This window comes from Caballeronia sp. GAFFF1, assembly GCF_023630705.1.
Lineage (GTDB): Bacteria > Pseudomonadota > Gammaproteobacteria > Burkholderiales > Burkholderiaceae > Caballeronia.
The window spans coordinates 93842-113902 of the sequence record NZ_JALQEM010000013.1; the positions used below are offsets into that span (position 1 = coordinate 93842).

Consider the following 20061-nt stretch of genomic DNA (forward strand, 5'->3'; position numbering starts at 1 on the left):
AACCGCCGTGCGACGCGACCGTCAGTCGCACCGCACGGCGGTCATGCTTTCCGCCGAGACCGTGAGACGGCGTGCGCCGCCTTACATCTTCAGGCGCGTCACCTTGGTGCCCTGGAGCGACACGTCGGCCATCAGGCCGGCGTTCGTCAGCACGAACGCTTCGACCGGGTTGGTGGCGGTGGTCGTGTCGACCGCGCCGTTCGCGCCCATCTTGACGAGCGCCACGGATGCGTCGGCGCCTGCCGACCAGCCGTCCGAATTGCGGAATTTGTCGAGCGCGTCCTGCGTCATGAAGAGGAAGATGATCGACTTCGACTGCGCGCCCGCCTGCAGGCCGAAGGAGCCGGAGGTCGTGCTGTAGTAGCCGACCGTACCGCCACCCACGCGCAGCGCGCCCTTGCCGTACTGCGCGCCGACGATAAAGCCTGCCTGAATCACGGACGGGAACACGAGCACGCCGCGCGACTTCGCGACCAGTTCGCGCGAGCCAGGAACCGTCGCATAGAGCCGCTGGATGGTGCTGTCGACGTCCGCGTCGATGCTGCGGCGATCGTCGGCGCTGCCGGCGGCCTTTTCAGCGCCGGTATTCGAATTCGTCGTGCAACCGGCAAGCGCGAGGCCTCCCAGCGCCAACACGGCCGTCGTCTTGAGCATGAAGTTTCGTCTTTGCATCATTGTTCTCCATCGTGGAATTAGGAAACCCCATAGTGCGGGAGGGTGAGGCACGCCAAGTTATAGCACAGCGACGCGACAACGCGACGCTCGCACCGGACACAGATACAGCGTTCCGCGCGTGCCGCGCAAGCCCTGCGTCGCATCCGCGCGTCGTCGACTTGACGACGGCGAATTGCCGGCTATTTCGCCCGCCCCGCTGCCTGAAGCCCTGCATTAATTTCACCGCACCGGTCACGGTGACGGCGGCAACGCCGCGTAGCAAGTAGCAACGACCGTACCCGGCCCGCCCGCGTCAGTGGCTCGTCGTTTTTACTTTGGTCGGAGGAACCGGGTCCGGCGCGCGCGACGGACGCCGCAATGCGCGCTTGATGCCGCCGATTACGATGCCGACAGCAAGGAGAAACGCCGCCGGCACGACCCAATAGCCGACGAAGGCATGCCACAGATAGTCGGCGAGCGTCGCCTTGCGGTGCGCGTATTCGTCGAGCGCTTCCTGGTGACGCAGGGCGTTGGCCCGGAGAACGTCGGCGGGGCAGCCGGCTGCGCGCGCTTCGTCCGGCGCGCCGTGGCAACGGGCGGCGGCACCGGCGGACCGCTGTGCATCGGTGAGTTCCCAGGTCGAGAGCGCCTTCTGAAGATCGACCGTGTTGTAGGCCATTTCCTCGCGCACCTCGTTGACCGCGACGATCATCACGGGCACGGCCCAGAAGGTGATCGTCACGAGCCACCGGCGGAACCAGCGGTTCTTGTATCTCCATGCCATCCGATGCCTCCATGCGAGGCTTGTCGCCACGCTAGACGAGCGGCGGCCGATGGCGTGTTTCTTGTATTCGTGAGGGGCCGCCTTCGCGCCATCTTATGAGAAAAAGACGGCGGTGCGAAACACTTGCTTGGGTGCAGTGCAATATCTACGGACGGCAGGAGAGACAGCCGGCGCCGCATGCGAGCCACGCGGCGCGAATCAGACGATGCGGCCCGAGCCGCGATCAGCCCTTGCTGCTGAGACAACTCTTCATGAACGCCTTGCGGTCGTCGCCCTTCTTGCCGGACGCCTGGCTGTTGCACGCAGTCATGCGCTGCTGCTGGGTCATCGGCGCGGAGGCGGCGGAGGCTGCGGCGGGCGCGGCGGACAGGCAGCTCTTCATGAACGCCTTGCGGTCGTCGCCCTTTTTGTCGCCTGCCTGCTTGTTGCAGTCGCTCATCTTCGACTGCTGGCTATTGGCCGCGAACGCCGTATGCGCGCCTAGCGTAAGACTTAAAACAGCGATTAGGGCAGTAGCTCGGATGGTCATGTGACGCTCCCTGAGTAATTGACGATTCTTCTTGAATGAGCGAGTTTCGACGTCTCGCCCGCGCATTATGGCAAAGCAGGTTTCAACTGAGTGTGCGATAAGGTTAAATCTCGAGGTTGAACCTCGGGGCGCTGCGCCGCGGCCTTGCAACGCGCTTTCGCCAGCGAGCGGACGCAGTGATCGTTCACCCAACGACGCCTTCTCGCAATCACGACAGGAGCCGCTTCATGTCCACACCGCTCGCCGATCATTACAAGGGCTTCGCCATCCATGTGCAGGCCATGCGACGCGCGAAAGAGCGCGACGAGCCGGACGACGGCCCGCGCCACTTCGACATCTTCGTGACCATTTCACGCGACGCGGCCGGGGAGAGCGGCCGCTCCGCCATGTTCGGCGTGCCCGAGCAGGAGCCGTTCGAGAGCCCGATCGATGCGACGCGCGCCGGGATCGACTATGGCCGCAAGATCATCGACAACGAGATCGAGGGTCAGTCCGTCGCCGATCTCTGAGCGCCTGCGGCTGGCGCCCCAACGCGCGCAAGACCACATTGCGCGTGCGTCCGAAGCGCCCAGTGCACGTTAGCCCGATTGACCGCGCGGCTGGCACGAACGAGAATCGACGGCGGCAAACGTTGAACCGCCCATGTTTCGCGTGACATGCAAAACCCACTGCAAACAAATCAATCAAAACACTGGAGGAGAACCGCATGAAGTCAGCCATTCGCCGTCGCGTCCTGTCAGCCGCCGTCGCGCTCGTTGCCTGTAGCGCGCTGCCTTTCGCCGCATCGCCCGCGTTAGCGCAGAATGCCGGCAAGCCGAAGGTCGCGCTCGTGATGAAGTCGCTCGCCAACGAGTTCTTCCTCACGATGGAAAACGGCGCGAAAGACTATCAGCAGCACAACGCCGACAAGTTCGAGCTCATCACCAACGGCATCAAGGACGAAACCGATACCGCCGCGCAGATCCGCATCGTGGAGCAGATGATCGTCTCGAAGGTCGATGCGCTCGTCATCGCGCCGGCGGATTCGAAGGCGCTCGTGCCGGTCATCAAGAAGGCGGCGGACGCGGGCATCATCGTGGTGAATATCGACAACCGGCTCGATCAGGACGTGCTCAAGTCGAAGGACCTCAACGTGCCGTTCGTCGGCCCGGACAACCGCAAGGGCGCGCGCCAGGTCGGCGACTATCTTGCCAAGCACCTGAAGAAGGGCGACGAAGTCGGCATCATCGAAGGCGTTTCCACGACGACCAACGCGCAGCAGCGCACCGCCGGCTTCAAGGACGCGATGGACGCGGCCGGCATGAAGGTGGTCGCGCTCCAGTCGGGCGACTGGGAAATCGACAAGGGCAACGCCGTCGCGTCGCAGATTCTCAACGCGAATCCGAACGTCAAGGCGCTGCTCTGCGGCAACGACAACATGGCCATCGGCGCGGTTTCCGCCGTGCGCGCGGCGGGCAAGGCGGGCAAGGTGCAGGTGGTCGGCTACGACAACATCGGCGCGATCAAGCCGATGCTGAAGGACGGCCGCGTGCTCGCCACCGCCGATCAATACGCGGCGAAGCAGGCCGTGTTCGGCATCGACGTGGCGCTGAAGGCCATTGCCGGGCACAAGAAGCAGTCCGAGCTCTCGACCGTGGTGGAAACGCCCGTCGATCTTGTGACGAAGTAAAGCGCAGCGAGCGTTGCGCCGCGAACCGTTCGTCCTCAAGTTCGCGGCCATCATGCCGTTAAGATGCACGAGCGCGGTTGAGGGACGGCGGTGCGCGCCGGCCGCCGTCCCGCCGCAACGCATGCAGAACTTGCCGAGGATGCACCGACCGCCTTGAGCGACCTTACGCCATGATGAAAGACGCGCACGACGCGAGCGTGCTGACCGTCACGGGAATCGGCAAGACCTATGTCGAGCCGGTGCTGGCCGACGTATCGCTCGGACTCTCGCCGGGCGAAGTGCTCGCGTTGACCGGCGAGAACGGCGCGGGCAAGAGCACGCTGTCGAAGATCATCGGCGGGCTGACGAATCCGAGCACGGGCACGATGACGCTCGCGGGCCAGCCGTACGCGCCGCAAAGCCGCACGGAAGCGGAATCGCTCGGCGTGCGCATGGTGATGCAGGAGCTGAACCTGCTGCCGACGCTCTCGGTCGCGGAAAACCTGTTCCTCAACCGCCTGCCGCAGAAAGGGCGACTCAGAATCGGCTGGATCGACCGCAAGCGGCTCGCCGAGGACGCGCGGCACGCGATGGCGCAAGTCGGGCTCGATGCGATCGACCCGGACACGCTCGTGGGCGATCTCGGCATCGGGCATCAGCAGATGGTCGAAATCGCGCGCAATCTGATCGGCGATTGCCGCGTGCTGATTCTCGACGAACCGACCGCGATGCTCACCGCACGCGAAGTCGATCTCCTCTTCGAGCAGATCGCGCGGCTCAAGGCGCGCGGCGTGGCGCTCGTCTATATCTCGCATCGGCTGGAAGAACTCAGACGCATCGCGGAGCGCGCGGCCGTGCTGCGCGACGGTCGCCTCGTGCATGTCGGGCCAATGAGCGCGCTGACCAGCGACCAGCTCGTCACGCTGATGGTGGGCCGTGAACTGGGCGAACGCATCGATCTCGGCGAGCGCAAGCTGGGCGGCGTCGCGCTGAAAGTGGACGGCATGACGCGCGCCCCGGCCGTGCGCGATGTGTCCTTCGAAGTGCGGGCGGGCGAGATTTTCGGCATCAGCGGGCTGATCGGCGCGGGGCGCACGGAACTCATGCGCCTCATCTACGGCGCGGATCGCGCGGACGGCGGCACGGTGTCCGTTCCGCGCGGCGGCGAAGCACTGCGCCCGGTGAACATCCAGTCGCCGTCGGATGCCGTGAAAAACGGCATCGCGCTCATCACGGAGGACCGCAAGGGCGAGGGCCTGCTGCTCGGCCTGCCCATCGCCGCGAACGTTTCACTCGGCAACGTGGGCGCGGTGGCGCGTCACGGCGTGATCGACACGCGCCGCGAAGCCGCGCTCGCCGAGCGCCAGATCGACGCCATGCGCATCCGCACGTCGGGGCCGGCGCAGGCGGTGTCCGAGCTATCGGGCGGCAATCAGCAGAAAGTGGTGATCGGCCGCTGGCTCGCCCGCGACTGCACCGTGCTGCTTTTCGACGAACCGACGCGCGGCATCGACGTCGGCGCGAAGTTCGATATTTACGGGCTCATGGGCGCGCTCGCCCGCGGAGGCCGCGCGCTCGTGGTCGTTTCGAGTGATCTGCGTGAACTGATGCTGATCTGCGACCGGATCGGCGTGATGTCGGCCGGGCGCATGACCGGCGTGTTCGAGCGCGCGAACTGGACGCAGGATGCGCTGCTCGCGGCGGCTTTCGCCGGCTATGCGAAGCGCGAGGCGATTCTGCACGAGCCGCTCGCGCCCGACGCGAAGCCGCCCGAACAAGACAATTTGCTGGAGCATTGAATGACCGGACAGACCGAAGCGAATCTGCCAGCCGATGCGCCGAAAAGCGGCAAGAACGCGAAGGGCGCGGGCACGCGCCTGGGCTTCTCGAATTATCTGGGACTGGCCGGCGCGCTCGCCGCGATGATCGCGCTTTTCTCCGTGCTGAGTTCTCATTTCCTGACGTACGACACGTTCAGCACGATCGCGAACCAGATTCCCGATCTCGTCGTGATGTCGGTCGGCATGACGTTCGTGCTGATCATCGCGGGCATCGATTTGTCGGTGGGCTCGGTCCTTGCGCTCGGTGCGTCGGTGGTGAGCGTGGCCGCGCTGAAGTGGCACTGGCCGGCGCTTCCGGCGGCGCTCATCGGGCTGGCCGCCGCCGCGCTGACGGGCACGGTCACGGGACTCGTCACGGTGGCATGGCGCATTCCGTCGTTCATCGTGTCGCTCGGCGTGCTGGAAGCGGCGCGCGGACTCGCGTATCAGATGACGAACTCGCGCACCGCGTATATCGGCGATGCGTTCGATTTTCTGTCGAATCCAATCGCGTTCGGCATTTCGCCGGCGTTCCTGATTGCGGTCGCGGTGATGATTCTTGCGCATTGGGTCTTGACCCGGACGATTTTCGGCCGTTATCTGGTAGGCATCGGCACGAACGAGGAAGCGGTGCGGCTCGCGGGTGTCGATCCGCGGCCGTACAAGGTCATCGTGTTCGCGCTGATGGGCGCGCTTTCGGGACTGGCCGCGCTGTTCCAGATTTCCCGTCTCGAAGCCGCGGATCCGAACGCGGGCGCGGGCGTGGAGCTTCAGGTGATCGCGGCGGTGGTGATCGGCGGAACGAGTCTGATGGGCGGGCGCGGCTCGGTCATCAGCACGTTCTTCGGCGTTCTCATCATCTCGGTGCTGGCGGCGGGGCTCGCGCAGATCGGCGCGAACGAGCCGACCAAGCGCATCATCACGGGCGCGGTGATCGTGGTCGCGGTGGTGCTGGATACGTACCGGAGCCGGCGCAGGCGCGGTTGAGCTCGATATAGCACGGCAGCAGGCAGCACGTCGGCGCCTCGCAACGGGGTGGGCGGCGACGTTAAACACAAGTGCAGTCAAAAAGAGATGACCGGGCAGTCCGTTCGCCGTCGAGGGCGGCGAGCGGAAGGAACGCGACCGGGCGCGGGAGGGCCGCGCGAGAGGACGTTTCCGGTCAATAAAAGAAGTTGGACCAAAGCAAAGCGAAGGACGATGTATGGCGACGATCAAGGACGTGGCAGCCATTGCTGGGGTGTCGTTTACGACGGTGTCCCACGTAGTGAACAATTCAAGGCCGGTGTCGGCCGACGTGCGGGCGAAGGTCGAGCGCGCGATCCGCGAGCTGGACTACGTGCCGTCGGCAGTGGCGCGCTCGCTCAAGGCGAAGTCCACGGCGACCATCGGGCTGCTCGTGCCGAACGCGACGAATCCGTACTTCGCGGAACTGGCGCGCGGGGTCGAGGACGGCTGCGCGAAAAACGGCTACTGCGTCTTCTTCTGCAACTCGGACGACGATCCGGCCAAGCAGCGCAACTATTTGCGCGTCTTGCAGGAAAAGCGCATCGACGGCCTCGTGATCGCATCGGCGGGCGAGGACGCGGTGCTCGCGCAGTGCCTCGCGGGCGCGCGTGAGCCGCTTCTCATCGTGGACCGGAACATCGAGGGCGTCTCGGCGGACCTCGTGCAGATCGACCACGAGAAAGGCGCGTATATCGCGACGAAGCATCTGCTGCAAACGGGGCATTCGGAGATCGGCTGCATCACCGGGCCGGTCGCGACGGCGGTGAGCGCCATGCGCCTGCACGGTTTTATCCGCGCGATGGCCGAGCGCGGCGTCGAGATCGAGCCGAACGCGATCGTCCAGAGCGACTTCTCCGCGACGGGCGGCTATGCGGCGGCCTCGCAGCTTTTCGACGCGATGAAGCCGACCGCGATCTTCGCGTGTAACGACATGATGGGCATCGGCGCGCTGCGGGCGGCGGCCGAGCGCAAGATTCGGGTGCCGGACGATTGCTCGATCATCGGCTTCGACGATGTCGAGTTGTCGCGCTACACGTATCCTGCGCTCTCGACGGTCGGCCATTCGGTGCGCGCGCTCGGCGAGATGGCCGCGCAGACGCTCATCGAGCGCATCGTCGGCAAGCTCGGCGGCACGACGCGTCGCCGCGTGGTCCCGCCGCGTCTCGTGCTGCGCGAATCGACGGCGGTCGTGCCCGAGTCGCATGGCGCCGAGGGCGGCGCCGCGGCAGACGCGAAAGCGGAGTGAACTGGATCAACGCGGAATATCACGGACCAACAACCGGAGCAGGATTTCATCGCGATGAGCGACAACGCAACGAGTGAAACGGGCGCGCGCGGGCGCGTGGTAGTGGTCGGCAGTCTCAACATGGACCTCGTCGCGCGCGCCCCGCGCCTGCCCAAGCCCGGCGAAACGCTCGCCGGCTCCGCTTTCGCGCAGGCGCCGGGCGGCAAGGGCGCAAACCAGGCGGTGGCGGCCGCGCGTCTCGGCGCGCAGGTGGCGATGATCGGCTGCGTCGGTAGCGACGCGAACGGCGCGACGCTGCGCGCGGGCCTCGAAGCGGAAGGCATCGACTGCGCGGCGCTCGCAACGAGCGCGCAGGCGCCGACGGGCGTCGCGCTCATCATCGTCGACGACGCGAGCCAGAATGCGATCGTCATCGTCGCGGGCAGCAACGCGCAGGTCACGCCTGCGGTCATCGACGAACAGGAGGCGCTGCTCGCACGCGCCGATGTCATCGTCTGCCAGCTCGAAACGCCGCCGGAGACCGTGCGCGCGGCGCTGGCCGCGGGCCGCCGGCTCGCCCGCACGACGATTCTCAATCCTGCGCCTGCGGCGAGCACGCTGCCCGCCGACTGGTTCGCGCTCATCGACTATCTGATTCCGAACGAACTGGAAGCGGCAACGCTTTCGGGTATCGCCATCGCGACGCCCGACGATGCGCGCCGCGCCGCCCGCGTGCTGAAGGAGAAAGGCGCGCGCAATGTGATCATCACGCTCGGCGCGCAGGGCGTGTTCGCGCTCTTAGGAGACGACACCGACGGCCAGCATCTGCCGTCGCCGAAGGTCGAGGCCATCGACACGACCGCCGCGGGCGATACGTTCATCGGCGGATTCGCGGCGGAACTGGCGCGCGGCAGCGCGATCGCCGACGCGATCGCTTTCGGTCAGCGCGCCGCCGCGCTCGCCGTCACGCGCGAGGGCGCGCAGCCGTCCATTCCGCGCCGCAGCGAAATCGCAGCGTAAGTTTTCAACATGTGCTGAATAACGGCGCGTGCAACGCGTCGTTTTCCCTAACAGGGAAAGAACCTTCTCAAGTCCCGTAGCTTGCATGCCGTTTACATCGATAGCGGCTGCGCAGGCGCGCCTCCGCCCGATCGCGGTTTAACGCGTCACGACGCCCGCGCACATTCGAACCGGCATCAGGGACACATCCATGAAAAAGGCTTTGACGATCAAGGCACGCATCGGCATTTCGATGGCGTTTCTCGGCGCGCTGCTCATCGGCATCGGCGCACTGGGACTCGCGGGCATGGGCCGCACGAACGAGGCTTTCCTCGACACGTACTCGGTGCAGATGCCGGGCGCCATCGCGGTCGGCAACAGCGAAATGTATGCGGCGCGCGAACGGCTCGTGTTCGACCGCGCCGCGCTGCTCGCCGGCACGTCAGAGGTCGCCGCGACCATCGAGCGTTCGCGCATGATGCGCGAGCGCTCCGACGCCTTCTGGAAGAACTACATGTCGCTGCCCCAGACGCCCGACGAGCGGCGTCTGGCCGATGCATCGCAGGACAAGCGGCTCGCGCTTCAACGCGCCGTCGACAAGGGACTGGCGACCGTCACGGCGGACGACCGCGCGGGCATGATCGAGGCGGCCAAGGCGATGCAGGCCGCCTACAACGAGCTCGCCAACGCGAACGACGCGCTGCGCGCGTTCCTCACCGACGCCTCGAAGAAGAGCTACGAAGACGCGCAGAGCCGCTATACGGGATTCCGCGCGCTGAGTCTCTCGGCCATCGCGCTCGGCCTCGCGGCGGCGGCGTTCGCGTGGTTCGCGTTGCGGCGCGCCATCGCGCGGCCGCTCGAAGCCGCGCTCACGCATTTCGAAGCCATCGCCGCCGGCGATCTGCGCCGCGAGGTGGTCGTGACCTCGCGCGACGAAATGGGCCTCCTCCTCGAAGGCCTCGCGAAGATGCGCGCGAGTCTCTTGACGACGGTTCGCACGGTGCGCTCGGGCAGCGAATCGATCGCGTCGGCCACGCAGCAGATCGCGGCGGGCAATACCGATCTTTCGTCGCGCACGGAGGAACAGGCGTCCGCGTTGCAGGAAACGGCATCGAGCATGGAGGAATTGACGAGCACGGTGCGCCAGAACGCGGATAACGCGCGTCAGGCCAGCACGCTTGCCGCCAACGCGTCGGAGATTGCGGGCAAGGGCAGCGCCGTCGTCACGCAAGTGGTCGATACGATGGGCGAGATCAGCCGCAGCTCGGCCAAGATCGCCGACATCATTACGATCATCGAAGGCATCGCGTTCCAGACCAACATCCTCGCGCTCAACGCGGCCGTCGAAGCGGCGCGCGCGGGCGAAGAAGGGCGCGGCTTCGCGGTCGTGGCAGGCGAAGTGCGCAATCTCGCGCAGCGTTCCTCGACGGCGGCCAAGGAAATCAAGGAGTTGATCGACAATTCGGTCGCGCGCGTGCAGTCGGGCACCACGCTCGTCGACGAAGCGGGCCGTACGATGAACGAGATCATCGGCGCGGTGCAACGCGTGACCGACATCATGGGCGAGATCGCGGCTGCGTCGGCGGAGCAGACGACCGGCATCGAGCAGGTGTCGCGCGCCGTCACGCAGATGGACGAAGTCACGCAGCAGAACGCGGCGCTCGTGGAAGAAGCGGCGGCGGCCGCGCAGTCCCTCGAAGATCAGGCCGCGCGCCTGCGTCAGGCGGTCGCAGTGTTTCAGGTGACCGAAGGCGCGGGGCTTGCTGCTTCTTCCTTGCAAGTGCCGGCGACGGTATCCGCGAAGCCGAAGCGCGTCGCGCCGCCCGCGCCGACTGCGCCGACTGCGCCGACTGTGAAGCCTGCGGCGAGCGCGAAGCCCGCCGCGCTGTCGACGGCGGGCGGCGACTGGGAGACGTTCTGACGTTTCGATGCCGTTGCCCGCATCGCGCGTACGCATGGGATCGCATGCGAGCGCATGAAATAGCATCGCGCGGGCAACGTAAAGCACCTCCGGTCCGGTAACCCGTACACTGACGACACTGCGCGTCACCATTCACACGAGGGGATCGACATGACCGGATCGACACTTGCCGCCAAGCTCGTCGCGGCCCGGCGTCAGCATCGACTGATCGAAACGCTGGAGCCGCGCGATCTCCCCGCCGACGCACCGACCGCTTACGCCATCCAGCACGAAGTCCTGCGCGACAGCCACGCGCGCATCGGCGCATGGAAGATCGGCGCGCGCGCGCCCGATGCGCTCGCGGCCGGCGCGCCCATCGATGCGGAATGTGTCTATGTTTCGCCCGCGCGCCTTCCTTTCGAAGGCTTCTTTCGCGTGCTCGTGGAACTGGAGATCGCGTTTCGCTTCGCGTATGCGTTGCCCCCTAAGAACGAGCCTTACACGCGCGCCGAAGTGCTCGCGGCGATCGGCGGCATTGCAGTCGCGCTCGAAGTGGTCGATAGCCGTTTCGCGCAGTGGCCCAATCTCGATCCGCTCGCGCAGCTTGCCGATGCGCAGAACAACGGCGCGCTCATCACGAGCGGCATGGAACCTTACGAGGTCGTCGCGCCGGGCTTCGATTTTCTTGCGCCGCGCCTGGAACTCACCTTCGATGGCGTGGGGATTGCTCCGGCTACCCTCGGCAATCCGGCGGGCGATCCTCGCGAATTGCTGCCCTGGCTCGTCAACCATTGTTCGCGCATGGGTTTGACGGTCGAGCCTTTCTGGACCATCACGACGGGCTCATACACAGGCGCGTATCGCGTGGAAGGACCGGCCATGGTGCATGGCTCGATTGATCGCATCGGAGAACTGGAGCTGGTACTGACGTGACGACCATGCGCTCGCAAGAATGCTTTGGCGGAAGGTCGCGGTGCAGCGATGAAGCGAGCGCGGCGCAGCGAACATGCCGAAGCGCACGCAGCGCGCACGCTGCATAGAATGCGAGCGCAGATACGAACGGCATCTTGGGACTGAGGATTGTAGGTGAACGAAAATAACCTACCAAGCTAGTGATTGTTCCGAGCAGCTTCTAAGCAAATCAACCAAGCAAGTGCGTGAAAAAAAATTCGAAAGGGTTTAGGATGAATTCAAGCGATGTCGTTTCGATAACGCGCGTTGAGACGACCAAGGCTTTCTGACTTCGGCGAGGAGGTAGCATGGATATCTACAGCAGTTTCGCGACCCGCTTCGAAAAAACGCGCGAGGAGGAATTCTCGCTCGAAGAGTATCTCGCGCTCTGCAAGGAAGATCCTGCCACATATGCAACAGCGGGCGAACGCATGCTGACGGCCATCGGGGAACCGGAAATGGTCGACACTCGCCTCGATCCGCGTTTATCGCGTGTGTTTGCAAACAAGGTCATCAAGGTGTATCCGGCGTTCCGCGAGTTCTACGGAATGGAGGAAGTGATCGAGAACGTCGTGTCGTATTTCAGGCACGCCGCGCAGGGTCTTGAAGAGAAAAAGCAGATCCTCTATCTGCTCGGTCCGGTGGGCGGCGGCAAGTCGTCCATTGCAGAGCGGCTCAAGCAACTCATGGAGCGCGTACCGTTCTATTCGCTCAAGGGTTCGCCCGTGAACGAATCGCCGCTCGGTCTTTTCGATTACGACGAAGACGGTCCCGTGCTCGAGGAACAGTACGGCATTCCGCGCCGTTATCTGAAGAGCATTCTTTCGCCGTGGGCCGTGAAGCGCCTGCACGAATACAACGGCGATATCCGCAAGTTCCGCGTGGTGCGCCGCTATCCGTCGATCCTTCGGCAAATCGGCATCGCGAAGACGGAGCCGGGCGATGAGAACAATCAGGACATCTCCTCGCTCGTCGGCAAGGTGGACATCCGCAAGCTAGAAACGTACTCGCAGGACGACGCCGATGCTTACAGCTATTCCGGTGGCCTGTGCCTCGCGAACCAGGGCTTGCTCGAATTCGTCGAAATGTTCAAGGCGCCGATCAAGGTGCTGCATCCGCTCCTGACGGCCACGCAGGAAGGCAACTTCAAGGGCACGGAAGGCTTCGGCGCGATTCCGTTCGACGGCGTGATCCTCGCGCACTCCAATGAATCGGAATGGAAGGCTTTTCGCAACAACAAGAACAACGAGGCGCTGCTCGATCGTATCTTCGTGGTCAAGGTGCCGTACTGCCTGCGTTATAGCGAAGAGGTGAAGATCTACGAGAAGCTGCTGCGCAATTCTTCGCTTGCGGAAGCGGTATGCGCGCCGGGCACGCTCAAGATGATGGCGCAGATGGCCGTGCTCACGCGTTTGCACGAGCCGGAGAATTCGAGCCTCTTCTCGAAGATGCAGGTCTACGACGGCGAGAACCTGAAGGACACCGATCCCAAAGCGAAGTCGTATCAGGAGTACCGCGATTTTGCGGGCGTCGACGAAGGCATGACGGGCGTGTCCACGCGTTTCGCGTTCAAGATTCTGTCGCGCGTGTTCAACTTCGATTCCACCGAGGTCGCGGCTAACCCGGTGCATCTCATGTACGTGCTCGAACAGCAGATCGAGCGCGAGCAGTTCCCGCCGGAAACGGAGCAGAAGTACCTGTCGTTCATCAAGGACGTATTGGCTTCGCGCTACGCCGAGTTCATCGGGAAGGAGATTCAGACGGCTTATCTGGAATCGTATTCGGAGTATGGACAAAACATCTTCGATCGTTACGTCACGTACGCGGACTTCTGGATTCAGGACCAGGAGTTCCGCGATCACGACACCGGCGAGAGCTTCGACCGCGCCGCGCTCAACGCGGAGCTGGAGAAGATCGAGAAGCCCGCGGGCATCAGCAACCCGAAGGATTTCCGCAACGAGATCGTGAATTTCGTGCTGCGTGCGCGCGCGAACAACGGCGGCAAGAATCCCGCGTGGATCAGCTATGAAAAGCTGCGCGTCGTGATCGAAAAGAAGATGTTCTCGAACACGGAGGAACTCTTGCCGGTTATCTCCTTCAATGCGAAGGGATCGGCCGAAGAGCAGCGCAAGCACGAGGACTTCGTGAATCGCATGGTCGCGAAGGGTTATACGCCGAAGCAGGTGCGTTTGTTGTGCGACTGGTATCTGCGCGTGCGCAAGTCGTCTTAAGCGGCGCGTTTCACGAAGGGAATTGCAGTAGAGCAGTGCAGGTCCGCGCCGTCCGGGTTCGATGCTTGCATCCGGATGGCCAAGCGGGCAGATTGCGAGCGAGAGGCGCCGGCTTGCGGCGCAAACCTGCGGCGCCTCGCACACTCGCCATTTTCGCGGGAGACTGGATGTGCTGCACCAAATCATCGACCGCAGGTTAGCCGGCAAGAACAAGAGCATCGCGAACCGCGAACGCTTCCTGCGACGCGTCAAGAACTACATTCGCCGCGCCGTTTCCGACGCGGTGCGCGATCGCAGCATCAAGGACATTCAAAGCACGCAGAGCATCACGATTCCGAAGAAGGACATCGCGGAGCCGTCGTTCCGGCATGGTCCGGGCGGCAAGCGTGAATACGTGCATCCGGGCAACGCCGACTACGTGCGCGGCGACAAGATTCCGCGTCCACAAGGCGGCTCGGGCGGCGGCGGCAAGAGCGCGAGCAACGAGGGCGAAGGCCAGGACGATTTCGTCTTCGAGCTATCGCGCGAAGAATTCATGCAGTACTTCTTCGACGATCTTGAACTGCCGCGCCTCGTCAAGACGCAGCTGCTCGCCGTGCCGACATGGAAGAACGTGCGCGCGGGCTGGGCGGCGGAAGGCACGCCGAACAATATCGACGTGGTGCGCTCGCTGCGCAGCGCGCTCGGCCGGCGCATCGCGCTCGGGTGGCCGCTTTCCGCGCAGTTGCGCGAAATGGAACGCCAGCTGGAGCAATTGAAGGAAGAGGACGGCAATCCGGACGACATCGCGCGGCTGGAAGCGGATATCGTCATCATGCAGGGACGGATCACGCGCATTCCGTTCATCGATCCGTTCGATCTGCGCTACATCAATCGCGTCAAACAGCCCACGCCTTCCAGCAAGGCGGTGATGTTCTGCCTGATGGACGTGTCCGGTTCCATGGACGAGCAGCGCAAGGATCTGTCGAAGCGTTTCTTCATCCTGCTGTATCTCTTCCTGCAGCGGAACTACGAGAAGATCGAAGTCGTGTTCATCCGTCACCATACGCGCGCCGAAGAAGTCGATGAAGACACGTTCTTCCATTCGACGGAAAGCGGCGGCACAGTGGTGTCGAGCGCGCTCGAACTCATGAAGAAGATCATGGACGAGCGCTACTCGCCGACTGAATGGAACATTTACGGCGCACAGGCATCGGACGGCGACAACTGGACCGACGATTCCCCGAAGTGCCGCAAGCTCCTGGCGGAGGACATCCTGCCGAAGGTGCGGTATTTTGCGTATATTCAAGTCGCGCCAGAAGAGCAGAACCTGTGGTTGGAGTATGCTCAACTTGCGGCCGGCGCGCCCGAACTCGCGATGAAGAAGGTCGATTCGGCCTCGGACATCTACCCCGTGTTCCGCGAACTCTTCGAAAAACAACAGGCGGCCGCATGACGACGAGGCACGTGAACAACGAAACGCGTGGATATCATCTCGACGGCACGGACGATCGTGCGCCGTCGAAACTCGGACCGGAAGCGGGGCAACGCAATGCGTCCGTCGGGACGCACGAGGTAAGCATGAACGTTGCAGAAAAACGGCGGCCGCTGCCATGCCCATCGGACTGGAGCGTCGAGCTGATCGAGGAGTACGACGCCGAAATCTCGCGCGTCGCGAATCGCTACGGGCTCGACGTGTATCCGATTCAGCTCGAAATTATCAGCGCCGAGCAGATGATGGATGCCTACGCATCCGTCGGCATGCCGGTGAACTATCGGCACTGGTCGTTCGGCAAGCACTTTCTCTCGACCGAGAAGAGCTATCGGCGCGGGCAGATGGGCCTCGCGTATGAAATCGTCATCAACTCGAACCCGTGCATCGCGTATCTGATGGAAGAGAACACGATGACGATGCAGGCGCTCGTCATCGCGCATGCCGCTTACGGGCATAACTCCTTCTTCAAGGGCAACTATCTGTTCCGGCTGTGGACGGACGCCCACGCGATCATCGACTATCTCGTCTACGCGAAGAATTACATCGCGGAATGCGAGGAGCGTCACGGGCTGGATCGCGTCGAGGAACTGCTCGACTCGTGCCACGCGCTGATGAACTACGGCGTGGACCGCTACAAGCGCCCGCAAAAGCTGTCGCTCGCGAAGGAAGCCGCGATGCGCCGCGAGCGCGAGGCGTATCTGCAATCGCAGGTCAATGAATTGTGGCGCACGCTGCCGAACAAGAAGGCGCCGTCCGCCGAGGAAACCGAAAGCCGCTATCCGCCGGAGCCGCAGGAAAATCTGCTGTACTTCGCCGAGAAAAACGCGCCGCTTCTCGAGCCGTGGGAGCGCGAAGTCATTCGTATCGTGCGCAAGGTCGGACAGTATTTCTATCCGCAGCGGCAGACGCAGGTCATGAACGAAGGCTGGGCCACGTTCTGGCACTACACGCTGCTCAACACGCTCTACAACGAAGGCCGGCTAGAAGACGGCTTCATGATGGAGTTCCTGCATTCGCATTCGAATGTGGTCTATCAGCCGCCGGTGACGAAGCCCTATTACAGCGGCATCAACCCGTATGCGCTGGGCTTCTCGATGATGAGCGACATTCGCCGCATCTGCGAAAACCCGACGGACGAAGACCGCGAGTGGTTCCCCGATCTCGCGGGCAGCGACTGGCTGGAATCGCTGCACTATGCGATGCGCAATTTCAAGGACGAGAGCTTCATCGCGCAGTATCTGTCGCCGCATTTGATCCGCGAGATGCGCCTTTTCTCGATTCTCGACGACGACATGCGCGACGCGCTCGAAGTCTCGGCCATTCACGACGGAAGCGGCTATCGCTACGTGCGGCAGGCACTGTCGCGGCAGTACGACATTCATCATCGCGAGCCGAACATTCAGGTGTATTCGGTGAACACGCGCGGCGACCGCAGTCTCACGCTGCGTCACTTCATGACCGACAATCGCCACCTGTCGAACGACAGCGACGAAGTGCTCAAGCACATGGCGCGCTTGTGGCAATTCGACGTGTATCTGGAAAGCGTCGATGAAAACGGCACGGTGAGGAAGCGCTTCGACTGCCGGTACACCGCGCCGAATTCGCGCTGATCGAGGTTGATGCGCGACGAAAAAATGGCTCCTTCGTGGAGCCATTTTTCTTTGCTATTGTCCGTCCTCATCCTGCGAAAAAATATCCCAGCTCGCCATGAACAGCGCGGCCACGAGCGGCCCGATCACGAATCCGTTGATACCGAACAGCGCCATGCCGCCGAGCGTCGAGATGAGCACGACCCAGTCGGGCATCTTCGTGTCCTTGCCGACGAGAATCGGACGCAGCACGTTGTCCACGAGCCCGATCACGACGACGCAGAACGCCACCAGCACAAGCCCGCGCCAGATCTCGCCGGTCATGAAGAAGTAAAGCGCGGCCGGCGCCCAGACGAGCGCCGCGCCCACCGCCGGCAAGAGGGACAGAAACGCCATCAGCACGCCCCAGAGCAACGAGCCGTTGATGCCGAGAATCCAGAAGATCATCCCGCCGAGAAAACCCTGCACGGCGGCCACCGCGATATTGCCCTTGACCGTCGCGCGCACGACAGTCGTGAACTTCGCAATCAGATGCTGCTTCGGCGCGGGGTCGAGTGGAAGCGCGCGGCGGATGCGCCGCCCGATCTCGCCGCCATCGCGCAGCAGGAAGAACACGAGATAGAGCATCACGCCGAAGCTTACGATGAACTGGAACGTGTTCTGGCCGATGAGCAGCGCCTGCGCCGCCGCAAACTGGCTGATGCGCGAAGCGCCTTCCATCAGCTTGCTCTGCACGCCGGGAATGTCATCGAGGCCGTAGCGCCCGAGCAGTTGCTGCACGGACGCCGGCAGCGCATGAAGCACATGCTGAAAGTACATGCCGAAGTTCAGATCGCCGCTTTTGATGCGCGTATAGACGAGCGCGACTTCCTGCACGAGCGTCACCGCGACCACCGACACCGGAATGATGACGATGAGAATGGCGGCAGCGAGCGTCGTGAGCGCGGCAAGGTTGCGTCGCTTGCCGAAGCGCACCGTGAGCCAGCGCTGCATCGGCTGAAAAAGCAGCGCGAGTATCGCGCCCCAGAAGATCGCGCCGAAGAACGGCAGCAGCACCCAGCCGAGCGCAATGGTCACGACGAACAGCAGGATATGAAAGAAGCTCTGGTGAACGGACTGGTGGTTGTTCATTAGCGGCGACGGGAAAGGAGCAGGGCGATGGTGAGCGGGCCATGCTAGCACGCGCTGTCGGCGCGCTTACACGCACGCTATACGAGCACGAAGCTCGCCTGCGGTTCGCGAGATGCGCGGCTCGGTCGTCCGCATCGACTAAAATCCGGCTTCCATTCCTTGCAGACGGCTTCCGGCCACGTCTGGATGGCTTACATCTGCGCCACGCACCGAACCATGAATCCAGGCGTCGTCTACGCATTCGCGGCTTTTGCCATCTGGGGTCTTTTCCCGATCTACTTCAAGGCGCTGCATTCGATCGGCGCGATCGAAATGCTTGCGCACCGCATGGCGTGGTCGATGCTCTTCCTGCTGATCGTGCTGACCGCGCGCCGTCAATGGCAATGGCTCGTGCCCGTTCTGCGCGACAAGCGGCTCCTCGCGCGTTTCGCGGCGAGCGCGGTGCTGCTCTCCGCGAACTGGGGCATCTATATCTGGGCGGTGAACGCGGGGCGCATCGTCGAGTCGAGTCTCGGCTACTTCATCAATCCGCTCGTCAACGTGCTCTTCGGCATGGCGTTCCTGCACGAACGGCTGCGGCCGGTGCAGTGGATCGCGGTGATCGTGGCCGCGCTGGGCGTCGCGTGGCTTACATGGGCGAACGGCGCGCCGCCCTGGATCAGCTTCGCGCTTGCGCTCACGTTCGGCGGCTATGGCCTGCTGCGCAAGACCGCTTCGCTCGGCGCGCTCGAAGGCTTGACGCTCGAAACCATGCTGCTGTGTCCGGTGGCGCTGCTCTATCTCTTCGTGCTCGGTTCGCACGGCGGAAGCGGCTTCGCGCACGCGACGATCGGCGTGAAGCTGCTGCTCGCGGCGGCCGGACCGGTGACGGCCGTGCCGCTCCTGCTTTTTGCCGCCGGCGCGCGGCGCATTCCGCTGTCCATGCTCGGGCTCATTCAATACATCACGCCGTCGCTGCAACTGCTGATCGGCGTGGCGATCTATCAGGAGGCGTTCGGGCACGATCAGCTGATCGGCTACGGCGCCATCTGGGCCGCGCTCGCGCTGTATTCGCTTGAAGGCGTCTGTTCGGCGCGGCGGGCGCGGGCAGCTTGAGCCGACCGATGCCGGTCAGCGCCGTTCAGCGCGATGCATCGCCCCAGCGGTATTCGACGGTCGCATCGTCGAGCTTCGCCTTGATGTCCGGATCGAGCGGCTGATCGACGGCAGCGAGCGTATCGTCGAGTTGCTCCGGGCGGCTCGCGCCGATGATCGCCGATGTCACCGCGGGATTTTCCAACACCCACGCGAGCGACGTGCTCGCAAGAGAACGCCCGGTGGGCGCGACGATTTCCTTCAGCTCCTCGATGGTCTGAAACTCGCGCTCGTGCCAGTAACGCTCCTGATACATCTCGCCCGCCTTGCCGACAGTGGCGGTGAAGCGGCCCTCGGAAGGCGCCGCGCCGTGCTTGTGCTTGCCCGTCAGCAGGCCGCCCGCGAGCGGGTTATAGGGAATCACGGCGAGCCCTTCTTCGGACGCGAGCGGCAGCAACTCGCGCTCGATCTGCCGGAACAGCAGGTTGTAGCGCGGCTGCATCGAGACGAACCGCGCGGTGCGCAGCACGTCGGCGCGGCCCAGCGCCCGCGCGAGCCGGTACGCCAGGAAATTCGACACGCCGATATAACGCGCCTTGCCGTGCCGCACAATTACGTCGAGCGCCTCCAGCGTTTCGTCGAGCGGCGTGTCGCGGTCGTCCATATGCAACTGGTACAGGTCGACGTAATCGGTGTTCAGACGCCTGAGCGACGCGTCGATCGCGTCGAGCAGATGCTTGCGCGACGCGCCCTTGTTCCAGTCGAGCGGCCCCATCACGCCGACGGCCTTCGTCGCGAGGATGAACTGGTCGCGCTTGCCCGAAAGCCATCGCCCGACGATCTCCTCCGTGCGGCCGGCGATATCGTGCGTGCCGCCGAGCGGATAAACATCGGCGGTATCGATGACATTGACGCCTGCCTCGCTCGCGCGGTCCATGATGCTGCGCGACACGCCCTCGTCGGTCTGCAGACCGAAAGTCATCGTGCCCAAGGTGAGACGCGATACGGTGAGTCCGGTGCTGCCGAATTTGCGGTATTGCACGG

The 20061-nt window shown here is 63.8% G+C and carries 17 protein-coding genes; 12 read left to right on the top strand and 5 right to left on the bottom strand.

The window, feature by feature from the left end; genetic code table 11:
* Positions 1–81: 81 nt before the first annotated feature.
* The 3 genes from NCR37_RS06690 to NCR37_RS06700 form a co-directional block, all read right to left on the bottom strand.
* A complete protein-coding gene (locus NCR37_RS06690) occupies positions 82–672 on the bottom strand; it encodes a BPSL1445 family SYLF domain-containing lipoprotein (protein ID WP_248322294.1) in 591 nt (196 codons plus the stop codon).
* Positions 673–967: 295 nt separating this feature from the next.
* On the bottom strand, positions 968–1438 hold the full coding sequence (locus NCR37_RS06695) for a hypothetical protein (protein WP_250472310.1): 471 nt from the start codon (positions 1436–1438) through the stop codon (positions 968–970).
* A gap of 223 nt (positions 1439–1661) precedes the next feature.
* The gene (locus tag NCR37_RS06700) at positions 1662–1967 is read right to left on the bottom strand and encodes a PsiF family protein (RefSeq protein ID WP_250472311.1); all 306 of its coding nucleotides are present in this window, start codon (positions 1965–1967) and stop codon (positions 1662–1664) included.
* Between the two features lie 227 nt (positions 1968–2194).
* Between NCR37_RS06700 and NCR37_RS06705 the strand changes: the two genes are divergently transcribed.
* From NCR37_RS06705 to NCR37_RS06755, 11 genes are all read left to right on the top strand, one after another.
* Complete coding sequence (locus tag NCR37_RS06705) at positions 2195–2476, top strand: hypothetical protein (protein ID WP_175940314.1); 282 nt, start codon at positions 2195–2197, stop codon at positions 2474–2476.
* Positions 2477–2673: 197 nt separating this feature from the next.
* Complete coding sequence (locus tag NCR37_RS06710; protein ID WP_250472312.1) at positions 2674–3636, top strand: sugar ABC transporter substrate-binding protein; 963 nt, start codon at positions 2674–2676, stop codon at positions 3634–3636.
* A 170-nt stretch (positions 3637–3806) separates the two neighbouring features.
* The gene (locus NCR37_RS06715; protein WP_502800490.1) at positions 3807–5414 is read left to right on the top strand and encodes a sugar ABC transporter ATP-binding protein; all 1608 of its coding nucleotides are present in this window, start codon (positions 3807–3809) and stop codon (positions 5412–5414) included.
* Positions 5415–6422, top strand: a complete 1008-nt coding sequence (locus tag NCR37_RS06720) for an ABC transporter permease (RefSeq protein ID WP_175940316.1) — start codon at positions 5415–5417, stop codon at positions 6420–6422.
* A gap of 217 nt (positions 6423–6639) precedes the next feature.
* Positions 6640–7689, top strand: a complete 1050-nt coding sequence (locus tag NCR37_RS06725) for a LacI family DNA-binding transcriptional regulator (protein WP_250472313.1) — start codon at positions 6640–6642, stop codon at positions 7687–7689.
* Between the two features lie 54 nt (positions 7690–7743).
* Positions 7744–8688 carry a ribokinase gene (gene rbsK, locus NCR37_RS06730; protein ID WP_250472314.1) on the top strand — a complete coding sequence of 315 codons (945 nt, stop codon included), beginning with the start codon at positions 7744–7746 and terminating at the stop codon, positions 8686–8688.
* Between the two features lie 190 nt (positions 8689–8878).
* Entirely contained in the window at positions 8879–10588 is a 1710-nt protein-coding gene (locus tag NCR37_RS06735; RefSeq protein WP_250472315.1) for a methyl-accepting chemotaxis protein, read from the top strand.
* Between the two features lie 150 nt (positions 10589–10738).
* Complete coding sequence (locus NCR37_RS06740) at positions 10739–11500, top strand: 2-keto-4-pentenoate hydratase (protein ID WP_250472316.1); 762 nt, start codon at positions 10739–10741, stop codon at positions 11498–11500.
* A gap of 326 nt (positions 11501–11826) precedes the next feature.
* A complete protein-coding gene (locus tag NCR37_RS06745; RefSeq protein WP_159836168.1) occupies positions 11827–13749 on the top strand; it encodes a PrkA family serine protein kinase in 1923 nt (640 codons plus the stop codon).
* Positions 13750–13918: 169 nt separating this feature from the next.
* On the top strand, positions 13919–15184 hold the full coding sequence (locus NCR37_RS06750; protein WP_175940321.1) for a YeaH/YhbH family protein: 1266 nt from the start codon (positions 13919–13921) through the stop codon (positions 15182–15184).
* Positions 15181–16833, top strand: a complete 1653-nt coding sequence (locus NCR37_RS06755) for a SpoVR family protein (RefSeq protein ID WP_250472317.1) — start codon at positions 15181–15183, stop codon at positions 16831–16833. Before NCR37_RS06750 ends, NCR37_RS06755 begins: the two co-directional genes overlap by 4 nt.
* Before the next feature lie 54 nt (positions 16834–16887).
* Here NCR37_RS06755 and NCR37_RS06760 read toward each other — a convergent pair whose 3' ends face one another.
* On the bottom strand, positions 16888–17943 hold the full coding sequence (locus NCR37_RS06760) for an AI-2E family transporter (protein WP_250472318.1): 1056 nt from the start codon (positions 17941–17943) through the stop codon (positions 16888–16890).
* Positions 17944–18159: 216 nt separating this feature from the next.
* On the opposite strand from NCR37_RS06760, the gene rarD reads away from it, so the two are divergent.
* A complete protein-coding gene (gene rarD / locus NCR37_RS06765; protein ID WP_250472319.1) occupies positions 18160–19038 on the top strand; it encodes an EamA family transporter RarD in 879 nt (292 codons plus the stop codon).
* 25 nt (positions 19039–19063) lie between these two features.
* Here the strand turns inward: rarD and NCR37_RS06770 are convergent, their stop codons facing one another.
* Entirely contained in the window at positions 19064–20059 is a 996-nt protein-coding gene (locus tag NCR37_RS06770) for an aldo/keto reductase (RefSeq protein WP_250472320.1), read from the bottom strand.
* Positions 20060–20061: the final 2 nt, after the last annotated feature.

Coding starts and splice junctions, on each gene's coding strand:
- NCR37_RS06725 (WP_250472313.1), top strand. CDS start 6,640: ATGGCGACGATCAAGGACGTGGCAGCCATTGCTGGGGTGTCGTTTACG.
- NCR37_RS06690 (WP_248322294.1), bottom strand. CDS start 672: ATGCAAAGACGAAACTTCATGCTCAAGACGACGGCCGTGTTGGCGCTG.
- NCR37_RS06745 (WP_159836168.1), top strand. CDS start 11,827: ATGGATATCTACAGCAGTTTCGCGACCCGCTTCGAAAAAACGCGCGAG.
- NCR37_RS06710 (WP_250472312.1), top strand. CDS start 2,674: ATGAAGTCAGCCATTCGCCGTCGCGTCCTGTCAGCCGCCGTCGCGCTC.
- NCR37_RS06735 (WP_250472315.1), top strand. CDS start 8,879: ATGAAAAAGGCTTTGACGATCAAGGCACGCATCGGCATTTCGATGGCG.
- NCR37_RS06740 (WP_250472316.1), top strand. CDS start 10,739: ATGACCGGATCGACACTTGCCGCCAAGCTCGTCGCGGCCCGGCGTCAG.
- NCR37_RS06695 (WP_250472310.1), bottom strand. CDS start 1,438: ATGGCATGGAGATACAAGAACCGCTGGTTCCGCCGGTGGCTCGTGACG.
- NCR37_RS06755 (WP_250472317.1), top strand. CDS start 15,181: ATGACGACGAGGCACGTGAACAACGAAACGCGTGGATATCATCTCGAC.
- NCR37_RS06715 (WP_502800490.1), top strand. CDS start 3,807: ATGATGAAAGACGCGCACGACGCGAGCGTGCTGACCGTCACGGGAATC.
- NCR37_RS06760 (WP_250472318.1), bottom strand. CDS start 17,943: ATGAACAACCACCAGTCCGTTCACCAGAGCTTCTTTCATATCCTGCTG.
- NCR37_RS06700 (WP_250472311.1), bottom strand. CDS start 1,967: ATGACCATCCGAGCTACTGCCCTAATCGCTGTTTTAAGTCTTACGCTA.
- rbsK (WP_250472314.1), top strand. CDS start 7,744: ATGAGCGACAACGCAACGAGTGAAACGGGCGCGCGCGGGCGCGTGGTA.
- rarD (WP_250472319.1), top strand. CDS start 18,160: ATGAATCCAGGCGTCGTCTACGCATTCGCGGCTTTTGCCATCTGGGGT.
- NCR37_RS06720 (WP_175940316.1), top strand. CDS start 5,415: ATGACCGGACAGACCGAAGCGAATCTGCCAGCCGATGCGCCGAAAAGC.
- NCR37_RS06705 (WP_175940314.1), top strand. CDS start 2,195: ATGTCCACACCGCTCGCCGATCATTACAAGGGCTTCGCCATCCATGTG.